The organism is Saccharopolyspora antimicrobica, assembly GCF_003635025.1.
GTDB classification, from domain to species: Bacteria; Actinomycetota; Actinomycetes; order Mycobacteriales; family Pseudonocardiaceae; genus Saccharopolyspora; species Saccharopolyspora antimicrobica.
Window position 1 is genome coordinate 3,834,552 of sequence record NZ_RBXX01000002.1, and the last position, 26,920, is coordinate 3,861,471.

Sequence of the window (26,920 nt, forward strand, 5' to 3'; positions counted from 1 at the left end):
GCGGCGGCTGGTGAGTCGTGTCCAGGAGGAGGTCCGCGACCGCTGGCGCCGCTTCGAAGCGCTCTGGCGCCGTTCGATGCAGTTGCGCGTGGTGGTCAGCACCCTGGCGCTCTCGCTGGCCGTGGTGATCGTGCTGGGCATGGTGCTGCAGTGGCAGATCACCGCCCAGCTGCTGGACTCCAAAGAGGACGCCGCGATCACCCAGGTCGAGACAAGTCTGCCGATCCTGGAGCGCGAGCTCACCGCGGTGGACCCCAACTCCGACACCATCGACGAGCAGCTGGCGGCCGCGCTGAACCGGCTCACCACGTCCTCCTCCGGCCAGTCCAAGGCTGAGACGGTGGCCGGTGCGTTCACCCCGGTGCTGGTCGACGGGCTCGCCCCGGTCGAGCGCCGCGCCCAGCCCTCGGCGGGCCCGGTGGAGGACGTGCCGGAGGACCTGCGCCTGTTCGCCGAGCGCGGCCAGCTCGCGACCAAGATCTGGACCGTGTCGCGGGAGAGCGGCCCGGTCACGATGCTGATCGTGGGCACACCGGTGGGCAGCGCCACCCGGTCGCTGCAGCTGTACATGATGTTCCCCCTCAGCGCGGAGCAGGGCACCCTCCAGGTCGTGCAGCAGACCCTGCTGATCAGCGGTGCGGTGCTGCTGGTCCTGCTCGGACTGATCACGAATTTGGTGACCAGGCAGATCGTGCGCCCGGTGCGGCAGGCCGCGCAGATCGCCGAGCAGCTCGCCGAGGGCGACCTGGACAAGCGCATGCGGGTGATCGGCGAGGACGACGTCGCCCGCCTGGCCGAGTCGTTCAACGAGATGGCCGACAGCCTCAAGCAGCAGATCACGCAGCTGGAGGAGTTCGGCCAGCTGCAGCGCCGGTTCACCTCCGACGTCTCGCACGAGCTGCGCACCCCGCTGACGACGGTGCGGATGGCCGCCGACGTGCTGCACGCCTCCCGCGAGCAGTTCCCGCCCGGCCTGTCCCGCTCCACCGAGCTGCTGGTCGACGAGCTGGATCGCTTCGAGCTGCTGCTGGCCGACCTGCTGGAGATCTCCCGGCTGGACGCCGGGGTCGCCGACCTGTCCGCCGAACAGGTCGACCTCGTCGAACTGGTGGAGCGCTCGGTGGAGGCCCTGCGCCCGATCGCCGACGAGGGCGGCGTCGAGCTGCGGGTGATCGTGCCCGCCTGCGGAGCCGCGGAGCTGGACATCGTCGCGGACGCCCGCCGCGTCGAGCGGATCATGCGGAACCTGGTGGCCAACGCGATCGACCACGCCGAGGGCGGGCCGGTCGAGATCCGCTTCGGCAGCAACGAGCAGGCCGTCGCGGTGACCGTCCGGGACTACGGCGTCGGCCTGCGCTCCGGGGAGGCCGAGCTGGTGTTCACCAGGTTCTGGCGCGCCGACCCGTCCCGGAACCGGCGCACCGGCGGCACCGGGCTGGGGCTGTCGATCAGCCAGGAGGACGCCCGGTTGCACGGCGGAGCGCTGGACGCCTGGGGCGAGCCGGGCGAAGGCTCGTGCTTCCGCGTCACCCTTCCCCGCCATCCGGGCGCGGAGTTCGACAGCAACCCGCTGCCGCTGCCCGGCACGCGCCGCATCGCCGCGCCGGAAGCACTGCTGGCGGCGTCGGTGGAGCGGCCGCAGGACGGCGAAGCCGGTGAGGGCGAGATCCAGGATCGCGGTCCCGCGCGGCTGTCCGAGAACACCTGGGAGGACGAATGATGGTCGGCCGCGCCACTCGCTGGCTGGCGGTGCTCTCGGTGCTGCTGGTTCCGCTGACGGCGTGCGCGTCGATCCCGGAGGAGTCGGACCCGGTCGCGGTGCGGGAGGCCGACGAGCGTAACACCACGACGGAGGTGACCCCGCCGCCGGACAACCTCGACCCGCTGGGCCTGGTCCGCCGGTTCGTGGACTCCGCGTCCCCGGCCAGCAACCACGAGGCGGCCCGGATGCACCTCGACGACCTGCAGGCCAAGCAGTGGTCGCCCGGCCCCGACCTGCTGATCGTGGACAACGTCGACACCATCCCGGCGCCGCCGCCGGAACCGCTGCCCGAGGGCGTGCAGCTGGTGACCGTGCAGGCCGACCGGGTCGGCCGGCTGCTGAAGGACTCCTCCTTCGTGCCCGACGTCGGCGAGTACGAGACCACCGTGCGGGTCGAGCTCCAGCCCGACGGGAAGTGGCGGATCGCCTCACCGCCCGCCGAGATGGTGGTGAGCCGGGATGCCTTCAGCAGCGTCTACCGCTCGGTGCCGATCTACTTCCTCGACCACGACTCGACCGGCGTGGTGCCGGACCTGCGCTACGTGGCCTCGCAACCGGCCAGCACGCTGCCGCGCCGGGTCATCGACCTGCTGACCGCCGGCCCGTCGGAGCGGATGCAGTCGGCGCTGCGCACCGCCATCCCGCCCGGTGTGCACCCGCGCACCAACACCAGCGAGGCCACCGGTGACGGGGCCCTGGAGGTCAACCTCAGCAAGCTCGGCGAGGTCTCCGACGAGAAGCGGTGGCTGATCGCCGCCCAGGTCGTGTTCACCCTGCAGAAGGTCAGCAACGCGCGGGTGCGGTTGCAGGAGGAGGGCCTGCCGCTGCTGGCCACCGAGCAGGACCTGTGGCCGACCGACCTCGCCCGCTACGAGATCGACAACATGCCGCGCCAGGACCTGGGCGGCCTGGCCGTGATCGACGAGCGGATCAAGCGGCTGGACAGCCGCGCCGACCCGATCCCCGGGCCGGCCGGATCCGGCGAGTACCAGGTGCTCCGGGCCGGGCAGTCGCCGGACGGGCGCAAGATCGCCGCGGTGACCCGCCGCTCCCCGGACGAGGTGGTGCTGCGGGTCGGGCCCTACGGCGAGTCGCTGCACGAGCTCGGCGCGCTGGGCAGCTTCATGAGCAAGCCGACCTGGCGCGGCAACGACGAGGTGTGGACCGTGATCGGCGGGCGCGACGTGATCCGGGCGCGCAGCGGCGAAAGCGGCTGGACCGTGCAGCGGGTCGACTCCGCGCAGTTCGCCGGCGGGCGGCAGATCACCGACCTGCGGCTGTCGCGCGACGGCACCAGGGCCGCGGCGGTGATCGACGGCAAGCTCGTGGTCAGCGCGGTGGCCGACCGGGACGGCGCGGTCGTGCTGGAGCGCCCGACCACCCTGCCCAACCCGCAGGGCGCGCAGATCCTGGGCCTGGAGTGGCGGGACAAGGAGTCCCTGGCGGTGATCACCGACAGCAACGGCTTCCCGGTCTACGACGTGTCGGTGGACGGATTCCGCTGGCGGGCCTACACCTCGGCCAACCTCGGGCAGCCGATGAAGACGATCACGGTGGGGCCCGGCCCGACGGTGATCGTCGCCGATCGCAGCAGCATCTGGTCATCGCCGGAGCCGGGCGACGTGTGGTCCCTGCTGGAACCCCGCATCGGCAGCAGTTCCCTGCCCTTCTTCCCCGGCTGACCGGGCGTCGGCGTCGGCGACCAGCAGTCACCGGCATCGATCGGACTCGTGACAGTCGATCGGGTGAGGGAGGGATCGGTGCCCGACATTCGCCGGTGAGTCGTCCGACCGGTCCGGGCCATGATCGCCCGATGCGCGCTTCCTGGCTCCGCGACGGTGTTTCCGGCCTGGTCGACCTGCTGCTGCCGCTGCACTGCGCGGGCTGCGGCGCGGCGGCCACGGCGTGGTGCTCGGCATGCTCCCGCGAACTCGGCGGCCTCCACCGCGTCGAGCGCCCGCTGCTGCCACCCTCGCCACCGGCGTACGCGCTCGGCCGCTACCGCGGCGCCGCCCGCCGCGCGGTGCTCGCCTACAAGGAATCCGGGCAACGCCACCTCGCCGACCCGCTGGCCCGGCACCTGACCACAGGCCTGCGCGCGATCACCGCGCAGCACCGGCTCGACCACCGCTGGTGGCTGGTGCCCGCGCCGTCGCGAGCCATCGCGGCCCGCCGCCGCGGCGGCGCGCACATGTGCCGCATCGCGCACCGGATGGCGACCCGGCTGACCGCGGCGGGCTGGCCGACCGAGGTGGCCGACTGCTTGGTGACCGCTCGCACGGCAGCGGACTCGGCCGGCCTCGATGCGGCTGAACGGGTGCGCAACCTGTCTGGCCGAGTGCTCCTCCAGAACGGTCGACTTCCCCCGCGAGACGCCCAGCTCGTCCTGATCGACGACGTCATCACCACCGCGGCCACCGCGACGGCCTGCCTGGAGGCGCTCGGAACCGCAGGTCGAGCGTTCGAGGCGGTGCTCGCGCTGACCGCGACGGCCGGTTGAGTGGAACGGGTGAACCACCCTTGTCCGAACGGCCGCGGGAACTTCTCCCGCCGGGCGTTCGTTTTCCGTTTGTGAGCAGGCAGAACCCGCCCCCACCACGGTCTCGCGCGGCGCAGTCGCGGCGAGCGGCCGAACGGGTGAAAATTCGGGGTGGAAGGTCCCTGCGAGCACCGTCCGCGCACGCTCCGCGCGTGCTTCGAACGGTCGTACCAATCACGCTCGGTGGCCGCTTGACTTCGCCCGACCCGGGGGGTGTCACAAATCGGTAAACCGAGCTAACGTGCCACTCAATCCAGCCAACCCCTGGCGGAGGGAAGGAGCGAAATCCCATGTCCCTGGCGCCGGAAGCGAGCTGATCGCGCTGTCTGGCGCCGCGCACCTCTCCTACGGAATCGGAGGTCGTGAATGGATATCGTCGTCAAGGGTCGAAACGTCGCGGTTCCCGAGCACTACCGGGACCACGTCAACGCCAAGTTGACCCGACTTGAGCGGTACAACAGGAAGGCAATCCGGGCGGACGTGGAGCTCTTCCACGAGCGCAACCCCCGTCAGGCCAAGAACTGCCAGCGAGTCGAGATCACCCTGGTGGGCAAGGGCACACCCGTTCGCGCCGAGGCCTGCGCCGGCGACTTCTACGCCGCGCTCGATGCCGCAACGACCAAGCTGGAGAGCCGACTCCGGCGCATGCACGACCGTAGAAAGGTGCACTACGGACAGCACAACCCGACTTCCGTGGCAGAGGCGACCGCAGCGATGGCGGACCGACCCGTGGTGATGGGTGCCGCAGCGGCTGAGGGCCGCACCACGCTGCTCGAAGCGCCCCAGGAAGCATCCGAGTACGAAGTGCCCGGACAGCGCGTGGCCGAGAACGGGTACGAACCCGGGCGCATCGCCCGGGAGAAGGAGCACTCGGCCAAACCCATGACGGTCGACCAGGCCCTTTACCAGATGGAGCTGGTCGGGCACGACTTCTACCTCTTCTCCGACGCCGACAGCGGTAGGCCGAGCGTGGTCTACCGGAGGAAGGGATTCGACTACGGAGTGATCAGATTGGCGGACGCCCTGTAGGGCGAGTCTGCGCCAACGCCGACCCGAACGGCTGTCCCCCGCGTACCGTGGTCCGCGGGGGACAGCTGCGTGTGAGGGGCCGCCATCCGACAGCACCGGATGACCGGTTCTCGCCACCAGCTCTAATACGATGGCCACAAAGCGTCCGTGACGGACGCGTCACGATCAGCTAGTGAGGTCGACCGGATGGTCCTGTCCCGACTGCTCCGCGCCGGCGAGGGCAAGATGCTCAAGCGCCTGCGCGGCATCGCAGCGCACATCAATGAGCTCGAAGGAGACGTCGCCGCTCTGTCCGACGCCGAGCTGCGGGGCAAGACCGACGAGTTCAAACGCCGCCACGCCGACGGGGAATCGCTCGACGAGCTGCTGCCTGAGGCCTTCGCGGTGGCCCGCGAAGGGGCCAAGCGCACGCTCGGCCAACGCCACTACGACGTGCAGCTGATGGGTGGTGCGTCGCTGCACCTGGGCAACATCTCCGAGATGAAGACCGGTGAGGGCAAGACCCTCACCTGCGTGCTGCCCGCCTACCTCAACGCGATCACCGGCAAGGGCGTGCACGTCGTCACGGTCAACGACTACCTGGCCCGCCGCGACGCCGAGTGGATGGGCCGCGTGCACCGCTTCCTCGGCCTGGAAGTCGGCGCGATCCTCTCCGAGATGACCCCGGAGCAGCGGCGCAAGGCCTACGCGGCGGACGTCACCTACGGCACGAACAACGAGTTCGGCTTCGACTACCTGCGCGACAACATGGCCTGGAGCCTCGCCGACTGCGTGCAGCGCGGGCACAACTTCGCCATCGTCGACGAGGTCGACTCCATCCTGATCGACGAGGCCCGGACCCCGCTGATCATCTCCGGCCCCGCGGACCAGTCGTCCCGCTGGTACCAGGAGTTCGCCCGGCTCGCCCCGATGCTCGAGCGCGACAAGCACTACGAGGTCGACGAGCGCAAGCGCACCGTCGGAGTCACCGAGGACGGCGTCTCGATCATTGAGGACCAGCTCGGCATCGAGAACCTCTACGAGGCCGCGAACACCCCGCTGGTCGGCTACCTGAACAACGCGCTCAAGGCCAAGGAGCTCTACCACCGCGACAAGGAGTACATCGTCCGCGACGGCGAAGTGCTGATCGTCGACGAGTTCACCGGCCGCATCCTGGCCGGTCGCCGCTTCAACGAGGGCATGCACCAGGCGATCGAGGCCAAGGAAGGCGTCGAGATCAAGGCCGAGAACCAGACGCTGGCCACGATCACGCTGCAGAACTACTTCCGCCTCTACGACAAGCTCGGCGGCATGACCGGTACCGCCGAGACCGAGGCGGCCGAGTTCCACACCACCTACAAGCTCGGCGTGGTGCCGATCCCGACCAACGAGCCGCTGGCCCGCATGGACCAGCCGGACCTGGTCTACAAGACCGAGCCCGCCAAGTTCGAGGCGGTCGCCGAGGACATCGAGGAGCGCCACCAGGCCGGGCAGCCGGTGCTGGTCGGCACCACCAGCGTCGAGCGCTCCGAGTACCTGTCGAAGCTGCTGACCCAGCGGGGCATCCCGCACAGCGTGCTCAACGCGAAGAACCACTCGCGCGAGGCCGCGATCATCGCGGAGGCCGGCCGCAAGGGCGCCGTCACCGTCGCCACCAACATGGCCGGTCGCGGTACCGACATCGTGCTGGGCGGCAACGTCGACCACCTCTCCGACGCCGAACTCCGCTCCCGCGGCCTGGACCCGGTGGAGAACCGCGAGGAGTACGAGGCCGAGTGGCCCGCGGTGGTGAAGAAGATCAAGGCGCAGGCCGAGGCCGAAGCCGAGGAAGTCCGCGCCAGCGGCGGTCTCTACGTGCTCGGCACCGAGCGCCACGAGTCCCGGCGCATCGACAACCAGCTGCGCGGTCGTTCCGGCCGCCAGGGCGACCCCGGCGAGTCCCGGTTCTACCTGTCGCTGGGCGACGAGCTGATGCGGCGGTTCAACGCGGCCATGGTCGAGACGGTGATGACCCGCCTCAAGGTGCCCGACGACGTGCCGATCGAGCACAAGATGGTCAGCCGCGCGATCCGCAGCGCGCAGACCCAGGTCGAGCAGCAGAACATGGAGATCCGCAAGAACGTCCTCAAGTACGACGAGGTCATGAACCAGCAGCGGACCGTCATCTACGACGAGCGGCGCCGGGTGCTGGCCGGTGAGGACCTGCAGGAGCAGGTGAACCACATGCTCACCGACGTGGTCACCGCCTACGTCGACGCGGAGACCGCCGACGGCTACTCCGAGGACTGGGACTTCGAGAAGCTCTGGACCGCGCTGAAGACGCTCTACCCGGTGGGCATCAGCTGGGAAGAGCTCGTCGATTCCGACGAGGACCTCACCAGGGAACGCCTGCTGGAGATCGTCCTGGAGGACGCGCGCGAGGCCTACGCCAAGCGCGAGGCCGAGGTCGACGGGAAGGTCGGCGCCGGTGCGATGCGCGAGCTGGAGCGCCGGGTGGTGCTCAGCGTCCTGGACCGCAAGTGGCGCGAGCACCTCTACGAGATGGACTACCTCAAGGAGGGCATCGGGCTGCGCGCGATGGCGCAGCGCGACCCGCTGATCGAGTACCGCCGCGAGGGCTTCGACATGTTCGGGGCGATGCTGGAGGCGCTCAAGGAGGAGTCCGTCGGATTCCTGTTCAACGTCCAGGTCGAGGCGGCGGAACCGCAGCCCGCGCCGGAGCAGCCCGCCGTCCCGGTGTCGGTGAGCCAGGTCGGCAGCGGAACCCCCGACGTCCAGCAGACCCCGCCACCGGCACCGCAGCCGAAGCGGGCCCGGCCGGCGTCCGCGGGACCGGCGCTGAGCCAGCTGGGCGGTGCGCCGGCGGCTGGCGGCGACAACGTCCCCAGCGCTCTTCGCGGCAAGGGCCTCGGCAGCCCGGAGCAGCAGCGGCTGAACTACTCCGGGCCGAACGAGACCGGCGGTGTCGAGACCAGCAGCGATGACGCGCAGGGCCCGGAAGCCCGCGGCGGCACCCGCCGCGAGCGGCGGGCGGCTCAGCGCGCCGAGTCGAAGAAGAACCGCCGGCGCTGATCAGACAGGGGACAGGCGAGTGCACACCCAGCGCTCGCCGTCCCGCTCGACGCGCAGCACCAAGGCCCGGACCCGGTCGTGCGTTCCGACGACCATGCACGCCTCCACCGCGAACTCGGTGATCGGGCAGGCGTGCACGGAACGCACCCGGTGCTCCGGGCCTTGTGCTGCGTGCAGCCGGGTGGTCAGCAGCAGTGCGGCCACCCGCGCGGACACGTGCTCGCCGATCTCGTGCACGGTCCGCCTGCCGGAGAGCACGTCGAAGACGTGCCCGCCGACGTGCGTCGCGATGGCGACGGCGCTGCGCCCACCGGGATCATCGGTGGTGAGCGCGGCGATCGGTGCGTCGAGCGTGAGGACTGCGGTCATGGCGCCTCCGGGGCCGAATTGGAAGAACTCCTCGCAGTACTGAGGAAGTTGCCCCCGGAATCAGGTCACTTTTCGCCGCAGACCGCCTGATCGTGTGGGTTACCGTGCTGCCCGTGGAACTCAGGGGATTGCTGCTGGACTACGCCGGGGTGCTGGACGATCGGGGCCGCGCGGGCGCACCGCCGTTGCTCGAAGTCGCGCACCACGCGCGTCGGAGCGGGATCAGCACCGCGGTGGTGTCCAACGCCAGCGGCTTGCCGGACCCGCGAATCGCCGACCTCTTCGACACCGTCGTGCTCTCCGGTGCGGTGGCCGTCGCGAAACCGAGTCGCGAGATCTACTTGCTGACCGCGCGCCGGCTGGGGCTGGAACCGGGGCAGTGCGTGTTCGTGGACGACCTCCAGCGGAACGTGGTCGGCGCGGTGGACGCGGGAATGGTCGGAGTGCACCACCGGGGCGTCGATTCGACGATCGCCGAGCTGACCGTCCTCTTCGACCTCCAGTTGCCGCCTGACCTGGTGGTTCGCGGTTAAAGGGGGGTGGTGTTCAGGGGGTGTTCGGGGGTCTGTAAAGTTCTACGAGTCAGAGCGACACGGGCCGGGAAAACCGGAACGGGCCTGACACGGGGTCACGAACCAAGCTCCCACGAACGGTGGTAGAGTGGGTGAGCCCGAAACGGCAAGACTTTGAAAATGCGAAACGCTTGCACGTGTTGAAAACTACAGACCGCTTCGATATCCGGTAGATAACGAATTGGACGCGGGAAACGAGAGTGACCCCCCGATTTGACTCCGGAAAACGGGATGGTCTAGAGTGGTAAACACGAAAGCGAACAGAGGAAATGCTCCCCGGAGCTTGCTGGTTTTGAAATGGCCGGTGGTGATGGTGTGGGTGTGTTCTTTGAGAACTCAACAGCGGACTGTTTTGGTTAGTGTTCTTTAATGCCCCCGACCAAACGTGGTTTTGGTTGGTGGTTTCTTTGAGTATGACGCTCGCCTTCGGGTTTGAGTGTCTGCTGGGATTGTTCAACAGCATTGTTGGAGAGTTTGATCCTGGCTCAGGACGAACGCTGGCGGCGTGCTTAACACATGCAAGTCGAACGCTGAAGCACCTTCGGGTGTGGATGAGTGGCGAACGGGTGAGTAACACGTGGGCAATCTGCCCTGCACTCTGGGATAAGCCTTGGAAACGGGGTCTAATACCGGATATGACACTTCACCGCATGGTGGGGTGTGGAAAGTTCCGGCGGTGCAGGATGAGCCCGCGGCCTATCAGCTTGTTGGTGGGGTAGTGGCCTACCAAGGCGACGACGGGTAGCCGGCCTGAGAGGGTGACCGGCCACACTGGGACTGAGACACGGCCCAGACTCCTACGGGAGGCAGCAGTGGGGAATCTTGCGCAATGGGCGAAAGCCTGACGCAGCAACGCCGCGTGGGGGATGACGGCCTTCGGGTTGTAAACCTCTTTCGACATCGACGAAGCCTTCGGGTGACGGTAGGTGTATAAGAAGCACCGGCTAACTACGTGCCAGCAGCCGCGGTAATACGTAGGGTGCGAGCGTTGTCCGGATTTATTGGGCGTAAAGAGCTCGTAGGCGGTCTGTCGCGTCTATCGTGAAAACCGGGAGCTTAACTCCTGGCTTGCGGTGGATACGGGCAGACTTGAGTTCGGTAGGGGAGACTGGAATTCCTGGTGTAGCGGTGAAATGCGCAGATATCAGGAGGAACACCGGTGGCGAAGGCGGGTCTCTGGGCCGATACTGACGCTGAGGAGCGAAAGCGTGGGGAGCGAACAGGATTAGATACCCTGGTAGTCCACGCCGTAAACGTTGGGCGCTAGGTGTGGGGATGGGTTCCACTGTTTCCGTGCCGTAGCTAACGCATTAAGCGCCCCGCCTGGGGAGTACGGCCGCAAGGCTAAAACTCAAAGGAATTGACGGGGGCCCGCACAAGCGGCGGAGCATGTGGATTAATTCGATGCAACGCGAAGAACCTTACCTGGGTTTGACATGCACTAGACAGCCCCTGAGAGGGGGTTTCCCTTGTGGTTGGTGTACAGGTGGTGCATGGCTGTCGTCAGCTCGTGTCGTGAGATGTTGGGTTAAGTCCCGCAACGAGCGCAACCCTTGCCCTACGTTGCCAGCGGGTTATGCCGGGGACTCGTGGGGGACTGCCGGGGTCAACTCGGAGGAAGGTGGGGATGACGTCAAGTCATCATGCCCCTTATGCCCAGGGCTTCACACATGCTACAATGGCTGGTACAGAGGGTTGCGATACTGTGAGGTGGAGCGAATCCCTTAAAGCCGGTCTCAGTTCGGATCGGGGTCTGCAACTCGACCCCGTGAAGTCGGAGTCGCTAGTAATCGCAGATCAGCATTGCTGCGGTGAATACGTTCCCGGGCCTTGTACACACCGCCCGTCACGTCATGAAAGTCGGTAACACCCGAAGCCCATGGCCCAACCCTTGTGGGGGGAGTGGTCGAAGGTGGGACTGGCGATTGGGACGAAGTCGTAACAAGGTAGCCGTACCGGAAGGTGCGGCTGGATCACCTCCTTTCTAAGGAGCAACAAACACCCCGACCACTGGTTGGGAGTGTTCACAACTGACGAGGCGAATGTTCTCGTGTTGTGACGCTCAATGGATTGTGGAACACACTAACTTTCTGCGCTCTGGTAGCGCGGCGAAATGGTCCGCTGTTGGGTATCTGAGAGAACACGCTTGGTGTTGTCTTCTGGTTGTTGTTTGAGAACTGTATAGTGGGTGCGAGCATCTTTGTGGCCAAGTTATGTAGGGCACATGGTGGATGCCTTGGTACCAGGGGCCGATGAAGGACGTGGGAGGCCGCGATAGTCCTCGGGGAGCTGTCAACCGAGCTGTGATCCGAGGGTGTCCGAATGGGGAAACCCAGCCCGAGTGATGTCGGGTTACTCATGCCTGAATGTATAGGGTATGAGGGGGAACGCGGGGAAGTGAAACATCTTAGTACCCGTAGGAAGAGAAAACACTGGTGATTCCGTGAGTAGTGGCGAGCGAAAGCGGAGGAGGCTAAACCGTGCGCGTGGGATACCTGGTAGGGGTTGCGTGTGCGGGGTTGTGGGACATTGCTGGGAGACGCTACCGAGTCTCCAGCGCGTTTGCTTCTGCTAGTTGAACGGTTTGGGAAAGCCGGCCAGAGACGGTGAGAGCCCGGTAGGCGAAAGCAGTTGTGGCGTGTGTGGTGGTGTTCCCGAGTAGCAGCGTTTCCGTGGAGGGTGCTGTGAATCTGGCGGGACCACTCGCTAAGCCTAAATACTTCCTGGTGACCGATAGTGGATAGTACCGTGAGGGAATGGTGAAAAGTACCCCGGGAGGGGAGTGAAAGAGTTCCTGAAACCGTGTGCCTGCAAACCGTCAGAGCAACCTTAGCAGTTGTGATGGCGTGCCTTTTGAAGAATGAGCCTGCGAGTTACTGCTGCGTGGCGAGGTTAACCCGTTGGGGGTAGCCGGAGCGAAAGCGAGTCTGAATAGGGCGTCTGAGTCGCGTGGTGTAGACCCGAAGCGGAGTGATCTACCCATGGCCAGGGTGAAGCGCGGGTAAGACCGTGTGGAGGCCCGAACCCACCAGGGTTGAAAACCTGGGGGATGAGTTGTGGGTAGGGGTGAAAGGCCAATCAAACTCCGTGATAGCTGGTTCTCCCCGAAATGCATTTAGGTGCAGCGTTGCGTGTTGCTTGGGTGGGGTAGAGCACTGGTTGGTTGATGGGCCTTCGCGGGTTACTGAGATCAGCCAAACTCCGAATACATCTGAGTTGAGCGTGGCAGTGAGACGGTGGGGGAGAAGCTTCATCGTCGAGAGGGAAACAGCCCAGAGCATCGGCTAAGGCCCCTAAGTGTGCGCTTAGTGGGAAAGGATGTGGGATCGCTGAGACAACCAGGAGGTTGGCTTAGAAGCAGCCATCCTTGAAAGAGTGCGTAATAGCTCACTGGTCAAGTGGTCCTGCGCCGACAATGTAGCGGGGCTGAAGCGCACCGCCGAAGCCATGCCAATAGCACATTAGTGTTGTTGGGTAGGGGAGCGTCCTGCACGCGGTGAAGCAGCACTGGAAGGTGTTGTGGAGTGTGTGGGAGTGAGAATGCAGGCATGAGTAGCGAGTGAAGAGTGAGAATCTCTTCCGCCGGATGACCAAGGGTTCCTGGGGAAGGTTCGTCCGCCCAGGGTGAGTCGGGGCCTAAGGCGAGGCCGACAGGCGTAGTCGATGGATAACGGGTTGATATTCCCGTACCCGTGCATACGCGTCCATAGCGAAACCTTTGATACTAACCATCCGTTCTTTTTCTGATTCTTCGGATGATGATTAAGGATGCATGGGACCTGATTGGGCGGTAGTTAAGTGATGGGGTGACGCAGGAGGGTAGCTCTGCCAGTGAGTGGTTGTACTGGTGTAAGCCTGTAGCCCGGTGTGTAGGCAAATCCGCACACCATGTGGGTGAGGGGTGATGCGTAGCCGTTGTGGTGATGTGAGTGATCCCATGCTGTCGAGAAAAGCCTCTAGCGAGTGTGTGCATGGCCCGTACCCGAAACCGACACAGGTGGTCAGGTAGAGTATACCGAGGCGGTCGGGTGAACTGTGGTTAAGGAATTCGGCAAATTGCCCCCGTAACTTTGGGAGAAGGGGGGCCATTGCTGGTGAACACCCTTGCGGTGGGAGCTGGTGGTGGTCGCAGAGGCCAGGGAGAAGCGACTGTTTACTAAAAACACAGGTCCATGCGAAGCTGTAAGGCGATGTATATGGACTGACGCCTGCCCGGTGCTGGAACGTTAAGAGGACCCGTGAACCCGTAAGGGTGTAGCGGAGAATTTAAGCGCCAGTAAACGGCGGTGGTAACTATAACCATCCTAAGGTAGCGAAATTCCTTGTCGGGTAAGTTCCGACCTGCACGAATGGCGTAACGACTTCTCCGCTGTCTCGACCACAGGCCCGGTGAAATTGCAGTACGAGTAAAGATGCTCGTTTCGCGCGGCAGGACGGAAAGACCCCGGGACCTTTACTATAGCTTGGTATTGGTGTTTGGTTCGGCTTGTGTAGGATAGGTGGGAGACTGTGAAGCATTCACGCTAGTGGGTGTGGAGTCGTTGGTGAAATACCACTCTGGTCGTTCTGGGCATCTAACTCGGGTCCGTGATCCGGATCGGGGACAGTGCCTGGTGGGTAGTTTAACTGGGGCGGTTGCCTCCTAAAGGGTAACGGAGGCGCCCAAAGGTTCCCTCAGCCTGGTTGGCAATCAGGTGTTGAGTGTAAGTGTATAAGGGAGCTTGACTGTGAGACTGACGGGTCGAGCAGGTGCGAAAGCAGGGACTAGTGATCCGGCACTGGCTGGTGGAAGCGGTGTCGCTCAACGGATAAAAGGTACCCCGGGGATAACAGGCTGATCTTGCCCAAGAGTCCATATCGACGGCATGGTTTGGCACCTCGATGTCGGCTCGTCGCATCCTGGGGCTGGAGTTGGTCCCAAGGGTTGGGCTGTTCGCCCATTAAAGCGGCACGCGAGCTGGGTTTAGAACGTCGTGAGACAGTTCGGTCCCTATCCGCCGCGCGCGTAGGAGACTTGCGGAAGGCTGTCCCTAGTACGAGAGGACCGGGATGGACGAACCTCTGGTGTGCCAGTCGTTCTGCCAAGGGCGTGGCTGGTTGGCTATGTTCGGGAGGGATAACCGCTGAAAGCATCTAAGCGGGAAGCCTGTTCCTAGATGAGGTCTCCCACCCTTTGTGGGGTAAGGCCCCCAGTAGATGACTGGGTTGACAGGCCAGATATGGAAGCACAGTAATGTGTGGAGTTGACTGGTGCTGATAGGCCGAGGACTTGTTCACGAAGATTGCTCGCACCCACTATATGGTGTCTGAGACAACAACCATGGTTGTTGGTCAGGCTTAACAGAATATGTGTGTGTCATCGATACGGTGACGACCTGTGGTTTGCCCACGTTGTGGGTTTTAGGGTTGTCGGTGGCGATGGCGGGGAGGGTCCGCCCGGTCCCATTCCGAACCCGGTAGCTAAGCTCCCCAGCGCTGATGGTACTGCACTCGACAGGGTGTGGGAGAGTAAGACACCGCCGACACACTACATAGAGAGAGGCCCCTCTTTCACCGGTTCCGACCGGATGAAAGAGGGGCCTCTCGCTTTTGCGCGGAAACATCCGCGGCTGGTTGCTTTCCTGCGGGAAACCCGGGCCGACCGGGTTTCCCGCCACGAGGATCTCGGGCTTTCCGGTGTCAGGACAGCTTGCGGCGGAGGAGCTCGAAGCAGAGCACCGCGGCGGCGCTGGCGACGTTGAGCGATTCGACGTCGCCGGCCATCGGGATGGCCAGCGGCTGGGCGATCCGGGACTGGACCTCCTCGGACAGCCCCGCGGTCTCGCTGCCCAGCACGAACACCGCACGCGAACCGAAGTCGGTGTTGTAGATGGTGTCGGTGGCGTCGGCCTCCAGCGCGTACAGCGGATATCCCGCGTCGCTGAGCATCTCCGCGGCTTCGCCCGCGGTGCGGGAGCGCAGCACCGGCGCGTGGAACGCGACTCCGGCCGAGGCCTTGATGACCAGCGGATCGAGGCCGGCGACGCCGCGGTGCGGCACCACGATGCCGTCGATCCCGGCGGCGGTCGCGGTGCGCAGGATCATGCCGACGTTGGCCGGCGTCGTCAGCCCGTCCAGCAGCAGGATCGTGCCCGGGGCCTTGGCCGGGTCTTCGAGCGCATCGGAGAGCGGGCGCATCTTGCGGGCGACCACATCGGCGAGCACGCCCTGGTCGTGGCGGCCGTTGCCGGCCAGCACCTTGACCCGGTGCGCGCTGGCCCGCTGGACGCGGACCGCGCGGTCGGCCGCGGCCTCCTTGATCTCCTCGATCACCGGTCCCCGCAGGCCCTCGGCCAGGACCACCTTGTCGACGCGGAGGTCGCGGTCGGCCAACGCCTCCAGCACCGGCTTGCGGCCGTAAACGGTCAGGAATCGGTCTTTCGGGGAAACTTCGCTGGTCACGGAACCAAGTGTCACATGCGGTGCGGCGCGGCAGACGACTGGAGCCCTCGGGCTCCGGCGGATGTGTGCCAGGATCGCGGCATGCCCGATCGTCTCTCCGCCGTCGACGCGTCCTTCCTCTACTTGGAGGACTACACCACGCCGATGCACGTCGGTGGTGTCGCGGTGTTCCGGCGCCCGCGCAGCGGCTTCGACTACGACCGGGTGCTGTCGCTGATCGACCGCAGGCTGGGTCTGGTGCCCCGCTACCGGCAGCGGGTGCAGCAGGTCCCGGGCAGGTTGGCGAGGCCGGTGTGGGTGGACGACCAGGACTTCGACCTGACCTACCACGTCCGCCGTTCCGCGCTGCCCAAGCCCGGCAGCGATGAGCAGCTGCACGACCTGGCCGCCCGGTTGATGTCGCGCAAGCTCGACCACACCCGCCCGTTGTGGGAGGTGTACCTGGTGGAGGGCCTGTCGAAGAACCGGGTCGCCGTGATCACCAAGACGCACCAGGCGATGGTGGACGGCATCGGCGCGATCGACATCGGCCAGGTGATCTTCGACGTGGCGCGCAACCGGGAGATCCCGGATCTCGACGAGCTGTGGATGCCGCGCCCGGAGCCGAGCGCCGCCGAGCTGGTGGTGGAGGCGGTGACCGATGCCGTGCAGCGGCCGGGCGAGGTGGTCGAGAACGTCCGCGCGGCGATGGTGGACGTGACGGCCACGGTGCAGAAGGTCTCCCGCGCGTTGGGCGGGGTGGCTTCGGCCCTGCGCACCGCCGTGGTTCCCGCGCCCAGCGGGCCGTTGAACGCGCCCACTTCGACGCAGCGCCGGTTCGCGGTGGCGCGGGCGAAGCTCGACGACTTCCGCGCGGTCCGGCGGGCGCACGGCAGCACGGTCAACGACGTGGTGCTGGCGGTCGTCACCGGCGCGCTGCGGAACTGGTTGATGTCGCGCGGTGAAGTGGTCGCGCCGTCGACCACGGTTCGCGCGATGGTCCCGGTGTCGGTGCGCTCCGACGACGCCGAGGCGCGGGCCACCTACCCGGAGACGGGCAGCCTGCCGGTCGGCTCGGTGGGCAACAAGGTCTCGGCGTACCTGGTGGATCTGCCGGTCGGCGAAGGCAACCCGACGGTCCGGTTGCACCAGGTCAGCCATGCCATGCGGGCGCACGCCGAGTCCGGCCAGTCGGTGGCGGCCGGCGCGCTGGCGAAGGTGTCCGGGTTCGCGCCGCCGACGCTGCACGCCCTCGGCGCGCGTGTCGCCAACCAGCTCTCGGACCGGCTGTTCAACGTCCTGGTGACGAACGTTCCCGGACCGCAGGTGCCGTTGTACGCAGCGGGGGCGAGGATGGTGGAGATGTTCCCGGTGGTGCCGTTGGCGAAGAACCAGTCGCTGGCGGTCGGGGTGACCTCCTACGACGGCGGCGTCTACTTCGGGCTCAACGCCGATCGGGACGCGATGCCCGATGTGGACGTGCTGGCGGCGATGATCGGAGAAGCGGTGGACGAGATGATCGGCACGGTCGAGGGGTGAGGGCCTGCCCGCACCGCACGTTCTGCGAGCCTTGTCGGTGATGCAGTGGCAGTCGAGGAAATGATGAGGATGGTCGAGGCATGAGGGTTTACCTGCCTGCCACGCTGCCGATGCTTCGGCAACTGGCGGAAGAGAAGCAGCTGCAGCCGCTGGGAGGAACCGCGTTCGCGCTGACGCCCGCCCTGCGCGAGTCCTACGCCAGCGGTGACACCGAAGAGCTCGAGTACGCCGCGATGCGGGAGGCCGCGCGTGCGTCGTTGCGGTTGATCGCCGGTGAGGAGAAGCCGGAGCTGCGCCGCGTCGTGATCTCCGCCGACGTCGACGAGGTGACGCTGCGCCCGGACCTGGACCACGCGGTGGTGAAGGTCTCCGGGCCGGTTCAGTGGAAGCAGATCGCCGCGGTGCACGTGGACGCGGCGGAAGCGGAGGACGCGGTGCGCGCGGCGGCGGAGGTGATCGACGCCGCCGATCTCGGCGATCCGGATGCGGAGTTTGCGCTCGGCGACGCCGAGGACCACGAACTCGCCTGGTACGCGCCGCAGGAAGTGCCGTTCCTGCTGGAGCTCATGTAGTGCGGTGCGTCCGCCGGGCGGTGCCGGACCGCCCGGCGGACGCCGACCGGCATCAGCCGGGCATGCCCGGGATGCTCGGCATGTCCTGGACCTGGTCGGCGGGCGGCACGGTGATCTGCACCGGCTTGCCCCAGTCCGAGTAGCGCATGCTCAGCTGGCTCTCCGGGATCTCCTGACCCTGGAACTTCAGCGCTGGCGTGGTCGAGTCGATCTTCACCGGCAGCCCGTCGGAGTCGACCCAGACGGTCTGCTTGAGCTCGGTGACGCCCGAGTCCAGCATGATCTTCAGGCCAGCCTGCTGGGCCCCGCTGGCGTTGGCGGACGCCTGCTGGAGGTCGGTGGTGACCTCGTAGCGGGTCGCGTCCTTGCCGTCGACCTGCTCCTCGGTGGTCGAGGTGATGGTGGAGCCGGCGGGCAGCATGGCCTCGAAGTCGCCGATCTTGCCCAGCTCGCCGAACTGCTGGGCCATCTCGTCGTTCGCGGGCACCTTCACCCACGGCTTGCTCGGGTCGCCGCCGAGCTGCGCCAGCTGCGGGCTCTTCATGAAGATGCCGTCGGTGGTGACCACCATCTCGGAGGGACCGCCGGTGCAGCCCATCGAGGTCTTCTCGACGTCCACCTCGCACTTCATGCTGGCGTACAGCTGGGCGATCGGCCCGGTGCCCTCGAAGGAGACGGTGACCGTCTTCTTCTCGTCCATGCTGGTCTTCGCCGTCTTGACCAGCGACGAGATGTCCTTGATCGGGGCGTTGTCCCCGGCAGCGGGCGTTCCGGCGGGCGTTCCGCCCTGGCTGCACGCCCCGAGGGTGGCTGCCAGCGCGGCAGCGGTGAGGGCGGTGGCGATGCGACGCACGAGTGGTCCTCTCTGAATGGACAGATCAATACTCGGAACGTAGCAGCGCGTTGATCCGGTCAGTTGTGCTTTCGGGGCGAATGTGGGCTATGTCGGTGTCATCGCGGCGGGCCCTCCTGGAACACGCCGATCTGGTAAGCCGGGGGCACCGGGATCTCGACGGGTGCGCCCCATTCGCGGTAGGTCGAGGTCAGCGACACCTGGCCGGCCTGGGCGACCTGGCCGGTGGCCGCGAACCGCGCGGGCAGACCGGATTCGTCCAGCCACAGCTGGTACTCCAGCTCGGGTTCGCCGGAGTCCGCGGCCTTGCGGTACCGGGTCCGCTGCTGCGGATCGGTGGCCGCGTCGGCGGCTTGCGCGGTGACGATGCGCAGCTGGTAGCGGGTGGTGGGCCTGCCGTCGACCTGGTCGGGCGCGCTGCTCTGGATCCGGGTGGCGCGCTCGATGCCGCTGAAGGTGGCGCGCGGGTCGACGGCCTCGTGCACCTGGTCCAGGGCGGGGCCGAGCAGCTTGGAACCGAAATCGCCCGCACCGGGGGAGATGCGCAGCCAGGGCTTGTCCGGTGCCGGGCGGGCCAGCGGGGTCTGCAGGTAGCCGACGCCGTCCACGATGGACAGGTTGAGCCGCTGCGGCGGCTGGTTCCGGAGGTTGCGGGTCTGCCCGTCGAGCGCGAGGTCGGCTTGCGGGCCGCGGTAGCGCACGACGCCGTCGGCGTTGAGCTCGCCGACCACGCCGAGGCTCCCGCGCACCTCGCTGCGCGTGCTGCCGCGTTCGCTGATCTTGCTGATCACCTGGGACAGCATGGCGTCGGCTGCGGGACGGGGATCCGGGTTGGCGGCCAGTGCGTTCGTCGGCACCGGAGGTTCTCCGGCGCACCCGGCGGTTGCTGTGATCAGGGCGAGACCAGCGGAGATCACCGCGGTCCTGGTGCGGGCTCGGGACATCGGGCACGCTCCTCGGGCCGTTGTCGGCTCTTGGGCTCGTGCGGCGGGAACCGCACGGCGGCCTGCGTGAGCTGCGGAAACATCAACTTCTCACACCGGCCTCGCGACCACGCTAACAACGAAGTCGTCACGCCACAGGGGACGATCGGCGCCCTGAAGGGGGAAATACTCGGGTTTTCCGGCGTCAGGCGTCGTCGAGCCCGGCGCGGGAACGCAGCAGGCGGCGCAGCGAGGCGAGCTGCTCCAGGCCGCCGCCGTCGGCCGCGAAGGTGTCCAGGTGACAGTCCGGGTCGTCGGAACCACCGAGGTGTCCGCAGTTCGGCGGGCATTCCTCGGCGGCCGCGGAGAACCCCTCGAAAGCCGCGATCACGTCGTCGGCGGTGACGTGCGCCAGCCCGAACGAGCGGATGCCCGGGGTGTCGACCACCCAGCCCCGCTCCGGCAGCGGCAGGGCGACCGCCGAGGTGGAGGTGTGCCGTCCCTTGCCGACTCCGCTGACCTCGCCGGTCGCCCGGTCTGCGGTCGGGACCAGCTGGTTGACCAGTGTCGACTTGCCGACGCCGGAGTGGCCGACCAGCGCGGACACCCGGTCGGCGAGCAGCTCGCGCAGCTGCGCGGGATCTTCGCCGAGGCGGGTGATGGTGATCGGCATGTCCAGCGAGGAGTAGATCTTGATCCACTCGCCGGGGTCGGCGAGGTCGGCCTTGGTCAGGCAGAGCACCGGCGAGAGCCCGCCGGCGTAGGCGGCGACCAGGCAGCGGTCGATGAAGCCCGGTCGCGGCTGCGGGTCGGCGAGCGCGGTGACGATGACCAGCTGCTCGGCGTTGGCGACCACCACCCGTTCGTACGGGTCGGTGTCGTCGGCGGTGCGGCGCAGCACGCTGGTCCGCTCGGAGACGCGCACGATCCGGGCCAGCGTGTCGGGCTTCCCGGAGGTGTCGCCGACCAGGTCCACCAGGTCGCCGACGACCACCGGGGTGCGGCCGAGTTCGCGGGCCCGCATGGCGGTGACGATCCGGTCCGGAGAACCGTCCAGCGCGCAGGTCCAGCGGCCGCGGTCGACGGCGACGACCATCGCGGCCTCGGCGTCGGCGTGCTTCGGGCGCTGCTTGCTGCGCGGTCGGCTGCCCCGTCCGGGGCGGACCCGCACGTCGGACTCGTCGAGGTGGCTCCAGCCCCGCTTGCTCATCGGTTCGCCTCCGGGCTCACACCGCTCCTCCGAGCATCGCCGACCACATCCCCGGGAAGTCGGGGATGGTCTTGCCGGTCGTGGCGATGTCCTCGACCAGCACTCCGGGAACCCGCAGTCCGAGGATCGCACCGGCGGTGGCCATCCGGTGGTCGGCGTAGGAGTGCCAGCTCCCGCCGGTCAGCGGCCGGGGCTCGATGACCAGCCCGTCCTCGGTCTGCTCGACGGCGCCGCCCAGCTTGGTCAGCTCGGTCTGCAGCGCGGCGAGCCGGTCGGTCTCGTGCCCGCGCAGGTGCGCGATGCCGCGCAGCCGGGAACGGCCGTTCGCGAGCGCGGCCAGCGCGGCGACGGTGGGGGTGAGCTCGCCGACGTCGTGCAGGTCGAGGTCGACGGCGTCGAGCTCGGCGGGGCCGGAGACGGTCAGGCCCTCGTCGGTGAGCTGCACCTGCGCGCCCATCCGGGCGAGGATGTCGCGGATCGCGTCCCCGGCCTGCGTGGTCCGCGCCGGCCAGCCGGGGACGGTCACGGTCCCGCCGGTGGCGGCAGCGGCGGCGAGGAACGGGGTGGCGTTGGACAGGTCCGGCTCGATGTCCAGGTCGAGCGCCCGGACGGGCCCCGGGACCACGCGCCAGGTGTCGGCTTCCTGGTCGTCGACCTCGACACCGGCGGCGCGCAGCATCGCCACCGTCATCTCGATGTGCGGCAGCGACGGCACGGGCTCGCCCACGTGCCGGACCGCGACGCCCTGCTCGAACCGCGGTGCCGACAGCAGCAGCCCGGAGACGAACTGCGAGGACGCGGATGCGTCGATGGTCACCGAGCCGCCAGGCAGCTTCCCGGCGCCGCGGACCTCGAACGGCAGCGCATCGCCGTCGATGTCGGCGCCGAGCGCGCGCAGCGCGTCCAGGACCGTGCCGAGCGGGCGCTTCCGGGCGTGCGGATCTCCGTCGAAGGTGATCAGCCCGGAGGCGAGTGCGGCCATCGGCGGCACGAACCGCATGACGGTGCCGGCCAGCCCGCAGTCGACCTCGGCCGGTCCGCGCAGCGCGGCGGGAGTGATCTGCCACGAGCCGTCCGGCCCGTCCTGCACCCCGACGCCGAGCGCGCGCAGCGCGCTGGCCATCAGCTCGGTGTCCCGGCTGCGCAGCGGAGCCCGCAGCGTCGAGGGGCCCTCGGCGAGCGCGGCGAGCACCAAGGCCCGGTTGGTGATCGACTTCGAACCGGGCACCGGGACGGTCGCGCGCACCGCGCCGGTGGCGGTAGGAGCAGGCCAGAGCTGGGTCATGAGGCAATGATCCCCCACCTCGCCCGGCGAATTCAGCGCCGGGGGCGCGTTGACCACCGCGTGTTGGCTGAGTGGCCCGCCGTGGCAGCTGTGGCGCCGACGGCGCGGGCGGGGGTTGAAAGCATGGGAACTTTCCTGTCAGGCGCCTCGCTCAGCGGTGCGAGCATGGGAACCTTCCTGTCACGGCAACGCGAGGATGGGAACTTTCCTGTCACCGGCCCGCTCGGTGCTGCGAGCATGGGAACTTTCCTGTCATCCGGCGCGAGGCGCGCGGAGATCTGCTCGCGTCGCTCGCCTGCGACGATCCGGACTGCCAGGATGGGTTCGACACACCACCACGAGGTGACGGAGGTTCGGCCGGGCATGTGCGGTAGGTACGCCTCCACGAAGGATCCGGGCAAGCTCGCGGCCGAGTTCGCCGCGCTGGACAGCACCGGCGGGGCCGCGCCCGGCGCGGACTTCAACGTCGCGCCGACAAAGCGGGTGCTGACCGTGGTGCAGCGGCATCCGCAGGACGACGCCGGTGAGCGGGACCTGGAGCGGACCGAGCGCAGCATCCGCGTGATGCGCTGGGGCCTGGTGCCGATGTGGGCCAAGAGCAAGTCCATCGGCAGCCGGATGATCAACGCCAAGTCCGAGACGGTGACGACCAAGCCCGCGTTCCGCACTTCGATCAAGCGCTACCGGTGCCTGCTGCCCGCCGACGGCTGGTACGAGTGGAAGCGCGAGGGCGACCGCAAGCAGCCCTTCTTCATGACTTCCCCGGACGGCTCCAGCTTGGCGATGGCGGGCATCTTCGCGACCTGGCGCGATCCGCAGGTCGAGGACGCCGAACCGCTGGTGACCTGCTCGGTGCTGACCACCAGCGCGATCGGGCAGCTGTCGGAGGTGCACGACCGGATGCCGCTGCTGCTGCCGCCCTCGGCCTGGGAGCACTGGCTCGACCCGGACCAGCCGGACGTCACCGATCTGCTCGCTCCGCCGTCGGAGGAACTGGTGGCCGCGCTGGAGCTGCGCCCGGTGTCCACCACGGTCAACAACGTCCGCAACAACGGTGCCGAGCTCGTCGAACGCGTGCCGCTCGACCCGCCACCGCAAGCGGTAGGTTTGGATTCCGGGCCGAGCTGAACCGGCCCGAGGTGGAGCACGACGCGGGGTGAGTTCTGATGTGTGGTCGTTACGCCGTCCAGCACGATCCGGCGGCGTTGGCCGAGGAGTTCGAGGCAGCCGACCGCACCGGTGGTGAGGTGGTCGCGGACTTCAACGTGACCCCGACGAAGACGGTGCCGATCGTGGTCCAGCGCGGTTCCGAGCGCAGCATCCGCCCGGTGCGGTGGGGGCTGATCCCGACCTGGGCGAAGGAGCCCGGCAACGGGCCGCCGATGATCAACGCCCGGGCCGAGTCGATCACCGAGAAGCCCGCTTTCGCCGAGTCCGCGCGGCGGCGGCGCTGCCTGATGCCCGCGACCGGCTGGTACGAGTGGCGGCCGGGTGACCGGCGGCGCCAGCCGTTCCTGTGCAGGCACCGGGACGGCGCGAGCTTGGCGATGGCCGCGGTGTTCTCCGCCTGGTGGGCGCCGGATTCGACCGACCGCCCGCTGGTCACCTGCGCGGTGGTCACCACCGACGCCGTCGGCGAGCTGGCCGACGTCCACCACCGGATGCCGCTGGTGCTGCCGCGGGAGCGCTGGGCGGACTGGCTCGATCCGCGGCGGACCGAGATCGGCGAGCTGCTGACCCCGGACGAGGGGATGCTCGACGAGCTGGCGCTCCACCCCGTCTCCATCGAGGTGAACAGCATGCGCAACAACCACCCGGACCTGCTGCGGCAGGTCGAACCGGTGCCCGAACCCGCCGAGCAGGCAGCGCTGTTCGAGTCATGACCAGCGTCGACGTCGAGACCCCGCACGGCCCGGCCCGGGCCGAACTGCACTGCGCCGAGGAGGGGCGGGCCGCGCTGCTGCTCGGGCACGGCGCGGGTGGCGGCATCGCCGCGCCCGACTTGGTCGCGGCGACCCGCGCGGCCACCGAGTCCGGTGTGCACGTGGCGCTCGTCGAGCAGCCGTACCGGGTGGCGGGCCGGCGAGCACCGGCCCCGGCCAAGCAGCTGGACGCGGCGTGGCTCGCCGTGGTGCAGGACCTCGGCGAGCGCTGGTTCGCCGATCTCCCGCTGATCTTCGGCGGCCGTTCGTCGGGCGCGCGGGTGGCGTGCCGCACCGCGGAGGCCGGTGCGGCCTCGGCGGTGCTGTGCCTGGCGTTCCCGGTGCACCCGCCGGGCAAGCCGGAGAAGTCCCGGCTGCCGGAGCTGGACGAGGTCGAAGCACCGGTGCTGGTGGTGCAGGGCGAGCGCGACGCCTTCGGGCAGCCCGAGCCGTCGCAGAACCGCGAGGTGGTGCTGGTTCCCGGCGACCACTCGCTGAAGGCCGACGTCGACGCGGTCTACCGGGCCACCCAGGAGTGGCTGATCCGGGTCCTCCGGCTGCTCGACTGACCGCCGATTCGGCGTGGGAGACCGGCGGCGGGCCGGGCCTCCGCGCAGCGCGTGCGGGCTCCGGATCCGCTTGGTCGAGCAGCCCGCTGTTCCGCACTCCTTGTTCACATCGGATTCATCGCGGTTCCGGTGACCTCGCTCGGACACGACCGCGCAGTGCTGCGGCGCGTGCCGGTGGGGAGCCGGTGCGAGCATGGGAACGTTCCTGTCATCCGCCGCCCGACGGTGCGAGGAAGGGAACCTTCCTGTCATCCCGGAGGCCCCTGAACGAGTGATCTGCGCCGGTGCTCAGCTGCGGGAATCATCATCTGAAATCAACGGCGTTGCCCCGTTCACGCCTGACTCCGACGATCAGCTGGGAGTTCGCCGCTCGCGAATGCGAACCAGTTCCGGCACCTGAACCCGAGTCGACTCCTCCGCTTCCCGGACAGGCGTTCCCCCTGCCTGTCCGGCTCCCCGGTGCGACTGTTGCGCGGCAGTGGCACCAGCGCCGGGGGAGCGGCCCGTCATCGTCCGCCGGGCCGCTCCTCCTGCGCGGCGTCAGCCCGCGATGTCGGCGAGCACCGCGTCGAGCAGCCGCACGAGGTCCGCGGCGGCGAGTTCGATCTCCAGGCCGCGCCGCCCCGCGCTGCAGTAGATCGTGTCGAAACCGGTCGCCGAGGAGTCGATCACGACCGGCAGCCGCTTCTTCTGCCCCAGCGGGGAGATGCCGCCCGCGACGTAGCCGGTGGCGCGCTCGGCGGCGGCGACCTCGGCCATCTTCGCCTTCTTCCCGCCCACCGCGGCCGCGAGCGCCTTGAGGTCGAGCTGCCCGGTGACCGGCACCACGCCGACCGCGAGCTTGCCGTCCACCTCCGCGACCAGCGTCTTGAAGACCCGCTCCGGGGGCTGGCCGAGCGCCTCGGCCGCCTCCAGGCCGAAGGACTCGGCGCGCGGGTCGTGGTCGTACGCGTGCACTTCGTGCGCAACCTTGCGCTTGGCCAACAGCGCCGTAGCGGGAGTGCCCTTACCTGCCATGCGCGTCACTCTAGAAGGCTGGAATAACAGGCCGCGGGTGTCGCGTTGCAGGGGGCGTGACCATGGAATCGACGAACACCTGCGTGCTGGACCGCCCCGAGCGCGCACGGCTGTCACCGGCGGGTAGTCGGGGGCGGGCACGCGTATCCTCGGACCTGGACCATGCGAACGAACGCATGGGTTCGTCGCCTGTTGTCACTTCGTCCAGGCGGCGGGAAAGGAGCCCGGTGCCAAGCACCCCAGAGCGCCCGGACGTGACCGGGAGACCGGACGACTCCGACCGCACCGCGGAGACCGACGAGCAGCGCGCCGCGCGTTTCGAGCAGGACGCGATGCCGCTGCTGGACCAGCTCTACGGTGCGGCGCTGCGGATGACCCGCAACGCCCAGGACGCCGAGGACCTGGTCCAGGAGACCTACCTCAAGGCGTTCTCCGCGTTCAAGTCGTTCACCCAGGGCACCAACCTGAAGGCCTGGCTGTACCGCATCCTCACCAACACCTACATCAACGGTTACCGCAAGCGGCAGCGCCAGCCGCAGCAGCAGCCGACCGACGAGATCGCCGACTGGCAGCTCGCGCAGGCGGAGAACCACACCTCCAGCGGGCTGCGCTCGGCGGAGGTCGAGGCGCTGGACCGGTTGCCGGACACCGATGTGAAGGCCGCGCTGCAGCAGCTGGCCGAGGAATTCCGCATGGTGGTCTACCTCGCGGACGTCGAAGGCTTCGCCTACAAGGAGATCGCCGAGATCATGGGCACGCCCATCGGCACCGTCATGTCGAGGCTGCACCGCGGTCGCAGGCAGCTGCGTGAGATGCTCACCGACGTCGCCCGTGATCGCGGTTTCCTGCGGGAGACCAAGCGGGAGGTGAGCACTTCATGAACTGCGGTGGTTCGGACGAGGCTTCCTGCGAGGACATCCTCGCCGAGGTGTGGCTGTTCCTGGACAACGAGTGCGACCAGCAGCGCCGCGCCGCGGTGCAGGAGCACCTCGACGGTTGCGGGAGCTGCCTGGAGCACTTCGGCATCGAGGAGCACATCAAGGCCCTGCTGCACCGCAAGTGCAGCGGTGAGCACGCGCCGACGGAGCTGAAGGAGCGGTTGCGCTCCTCGATCCGCGAAGCGGTGCTGAGCAAGGCCGAGGTGACCGTGGAACGCGGCCCGGACGGCACCTCCGTCGAAGTGCGGGCCAAGCGGATCTCATCCTCGGAATGACCCCATTACGTCGAATGGCCCCGGACCTGTCTGGTCCGGGGCCATTCGCACGTTCGACGGCCGGTGCCGCCGGCG

20 protein-coding genes and 3 rRNA genes are annotated in these 26,920 nt (G+C 67.8%); 16 read left to right on the forward strand and 7 right to left on the reverse strand.

The window, feature by feature from the left end; translation table 11 throughout:
* The first annotated feature begins 10 nt into the window (after positions 1-10).
* From mtrB to secA, 5 genes are all read left to right on the forward strand, one after another.
* Positions 11-1,720, forward strand: a complete 1,710-nt coding sequence (gene mtrB / locus ATL45_RS18710; protein ID WP_246025425.1) for an MtrAB system histidine kinase MtrB — start codon at positions 11-13, stop codon at positions 1,718-1,720.
* On the forward strand, positions 1,717-3,444 hold the full coding sequence (locus tag ATL45_RS18715) for an LpqB family beta-propeller domain-containing protein (protein ID WP_246025426.1): 1,728 nt from the start codon (positions 1,717-1,719) through the stop codon (positions 3,442-3,444). Before mtrB ends, ATL45_RS18715 begins: the two co-directional genes overlap by 4 nt.
* 131 nt (positions 3,445-3,575) lie before the next feature.
* Entirely contained in the window at positions 3,576-4,262 is a 687-nt protein-coding gene (locus ATL45_RS18720) for a ComF family protein (protein ID WP_093160530.1), read from the forward strand.
* Between the two features lie 405 nt (positions 4,263-4,667).
* Positions 4,668-5,330, forward strand: a complete 663-nt coding sequence (gene hpf / locus ATL45_RS18725) for a ribosome hibernation-promoting factor, HPF/YfiA family (RefSeq protein ID WP_093160532.1) — start codon at positions 4,668-4,670, stop codon at positions 5,328-5,330.
* Between the two features lie 186 nt (positions 5,331-5,516).
* Complete coding sequence (gene secA / locus ATL45_RS18730; protein ID WP_093160533.1) at positions 5,517-8,381, forward strand: preprotein translocase subunit SecA; 2,865 nt, start codon at positions 5,517-5,519, stop codon at positions 8,379-8,381.
* On the opposite strand, the gene ATL45_RS18735 is transcribed toward secA, so the two are convergent.
* Positions 8,382-8,750 carry an Rv3235 family protein gene (locus tag ATL45_RS18735; protein WP_093160536.1) on the reverse strand — a complete coding sequence of 123 codons (369 nt, stop codon included), beginning with the start codon at positions 8,748-8,750 and terminating at the stop codon, positions 8,382-8,384.
* A 113-nt stretch (positions 8,751-8,863) separates the two neighbouring features.
* Between ATL45_RS18735 and ATL45_RS18740 the strand changes: the two genes are divergently transcribed.
* The 4 genes from ATL45_RS18740 to rrf all read left to right on the forward strand — a co-directional run bounded on the left by ATL45_RS18740 (position 8,864) and on the right by rrf (position 14,847).
* Complete coding sequence (locus ATL45_RS18740) at positions 8,864-9,283, forward strand: HAD-IA family hydrolase (RefSeq protein ID WP_093160561.1); 420 nt, start codon at positions 8,864-8,866, stop codon at positions 9,281-9,283.
* Positions 9,284-9,784: 501 nt separating this feature from the next.
* Positions 9,785-11,306 (forward strand): 16S ribosomal RNA (locus tag ATL45_RS18745).
* A 220-nt stretch (positions 11,307-11,526) separates the two neighbouring features.
* Positions 11,527-14,599: ribosomal RNA gene (locus tag ATL45_RS18750) — 23S ribosomal RNA — on the forward strand.
* A 131-nt stretch (positions 14,600-14,730) separates the two neighbouring features.
* Positions 14,731-14,847, forward strand: a 5S ribosomal RNA gene (gene rrf / locus ATL45_RS18755).
* The 16S, 23S and 5S rRNA genes sit together here, the layout of an rRNA operon.
* 154 nt (positions 14,848-15,001) lie before the next feature.
* Here rrf and ATL45_RS18760 read toward each other — a convergent pair.
* Positions 15,002-15,763, reverse strand: coding sequence for a TrmH family RNA methyltransferase (locus tag ATL45_RS18760; RefSeq protein WP_093157960.1), 762 nt, complete (start codon positions 15,761-15,763; stop codon positions 15,002-15,004).
* Between the two features lie 81 nt (positions 15,764-15,844).
* Between ATL45_RS18760 and ATL45_RS18765 the strand changes: the two genes are divergently transcribed.
* Both ATL45_RS18765 and ATL45_RS18770 read left to right on the forward strand, forming a co-directional pair.
* The gene (locus ATL45_RS18765) at positions 15,845-17,281 is read left to right on the forward strand and encodes a WS/DGAT/MGAT family O-acyltransferase (protein WP_093157959.1); all 1,437 of its coding nucleotides are present in this window, start codon (positions 15,845-15,847) and stop codon (positions 17,279-17,281) included.
* 80 nt (positions 17,282-17,361) lie between these two features.
* On the forward strand, positions 17,362-17,853 hold the full coding sequence (locus ATL45_RS18770; protein ID WP_093157957.1) for a DUF6912 family protein: 492 nt from the start codon (positions 17,362-17,364) through the stop codon (positions 17,851-17,853).
* A 52-nt stretch (positions 17,854-17,905) separates the two neighbouring features.
* Here ATL45_RS18770 and ATL45_RS18775 read toward each other — a convergent pair whose 3' ends face one another.
* The 4 genes from ATL45_RS18775 to aroA form a co-directional block, all read right to left on the reverse strand.
* The gene (locus ATL45_RS18775; RefSeq protein WP_093157956.1) at positions 17,906-18,706 is read right to left on the reverse strand and encodes an SCO4651 family lipoprotein; all 801 of its coding nucleotides are present in this window, start codon (positions 18,704-18,706) and stop codon (positions 17,906-17,908) included.
* A gap of 98 nt (positions 18,707-18,804) precedes the next feature.
* Positions 18,805-19,650: an SCO4651 family lipoprotein gene (locus ATL45_RS18780; RefSeq protein ID WP_093157954.1), complete on the reverse strand. Its 846-nt coding sequence runs from the start codon at positions 19,648-19,650 to the stop codon at positions 18,805-18,807.
* Positions 19,651-19,834: 184 nt separating this feature from the next.
* A complete protein-coding gene (gene rsgA, locus ATL45_RS18785; RefSeq protein WP_093157952.1) occupies positions 19,835-20,839 on the reverse strand; it encodes a ribosome small subunit-dependent GTPase A in 1,005 nt (334 codons plus the stop codon).
* Between the two features lie 16 nt (positions 20,840-20,855).
* Positions 20,856-22,124 (reverse strand): 3-phosphoshikimate 1-carboxyvinyltransferase, encoded by a 1,269-nt coding sequence (gene aroA, locus ATL45_RS18790; RefSeq protein ID WP_093157951.1) that lies wholly within the window; start codon positions 22,122-22,124, stop codon positions 20,856-20,858.
* A gap of 363 nt (positions 22,125-22,487) precedes the next feature.
* Here aroA and ATL45_RS18795 point away from each other — a divergent pair, with 363 nt between their 5' ends.
* The 3 genes from ATL45_RS18795 to ATL45_RS18805 are packed head-to-tail and all read left to right on the forward strand — an operon-like array spanning position 22,488 to position 24,615.
* A complete protein-coding gene (locus ATL45_RS18795; RefSeq protein ID WP_093157986.1) occupies positions 22,488-23,252 on the forward strand; it encodes an SOS response-associated peptidase in 765 nt (254 codons plus the stop codon).
* A gap of 38 nt (positions 23,253-23,290) precedes the next feature.
* Entirely contained in the window at positions 23,291-24,007 is a 717-nt protein-coding gene (locus ATL45_RS18800) for an SOS response-associated peptidase (protein WP_093157949.1), read from the forward strand.
* Positions 24,004-24,615, forward strand: a complete 612-nt coding sequence (locus ATL45_RS18805) for an alpha/beta hydrolase family protein (RefSeq protein ID WP_093157948.1) — start codon at positions 24,004-24,006, stop codon at positions 24,613-24,615. The genes ATL45_RS18800 and ATL45_RS18805 overlap by 4 nt, the downstream gene beginning before the upstream one ends.
* 540 nt (positions 24,616-25,155) lie before the next feature.
* Here ATL45_RS18805 and ybaK read toward each other — a convergent pair.
* Positions 25,156-25,632 carry a Cys-tRNA(Pro) deacylase gene (gene ybaK, locus ATL45_RS18810; protein WP_093157946.1) on the reverse strand — a complete coding sequence of 159 codons (477 nt, stop codon included), beginning with the start codon at positions 25,630-25,632 and terminating at the stop codon, positions 25,156-25,158.
* Between the two features lie 227 nt (positions 25,633-25,859).
* On the opposite strand from ybaK, the gene ATL45_RS18815 reads away from it, so the two are divergent.
* Complete coding sequence (locus tag ATL45_RS18815) at positions 25,860-26,513, forward strand: sigma-70 family RNA polymerase sigma factor (RefSeq protein WP_093157945.1); 654 nt, start codon at positions 25,860-25,862, stop codon at positions 26,511-26,513.
* The gene (rsrA, locus tag ATL45_RS18820) at positions 26,510-26,845 is read left to right on the forward strand and encodes a mycothiol system anti-sigma-R factor (protein WP_093157943.1); all 336 of its coding nucleotides are present in this window, start codon (positions 26,510-26,512) and stop codon (positions 26,843-26,845) included. Before ATL45_RS18815 ends, rsrA begins: the two co-directional genes overlap by 4 nt.
* The last annotated feature ends 75 nt before the right edge of the window (positions 26,846-26,920 follow it).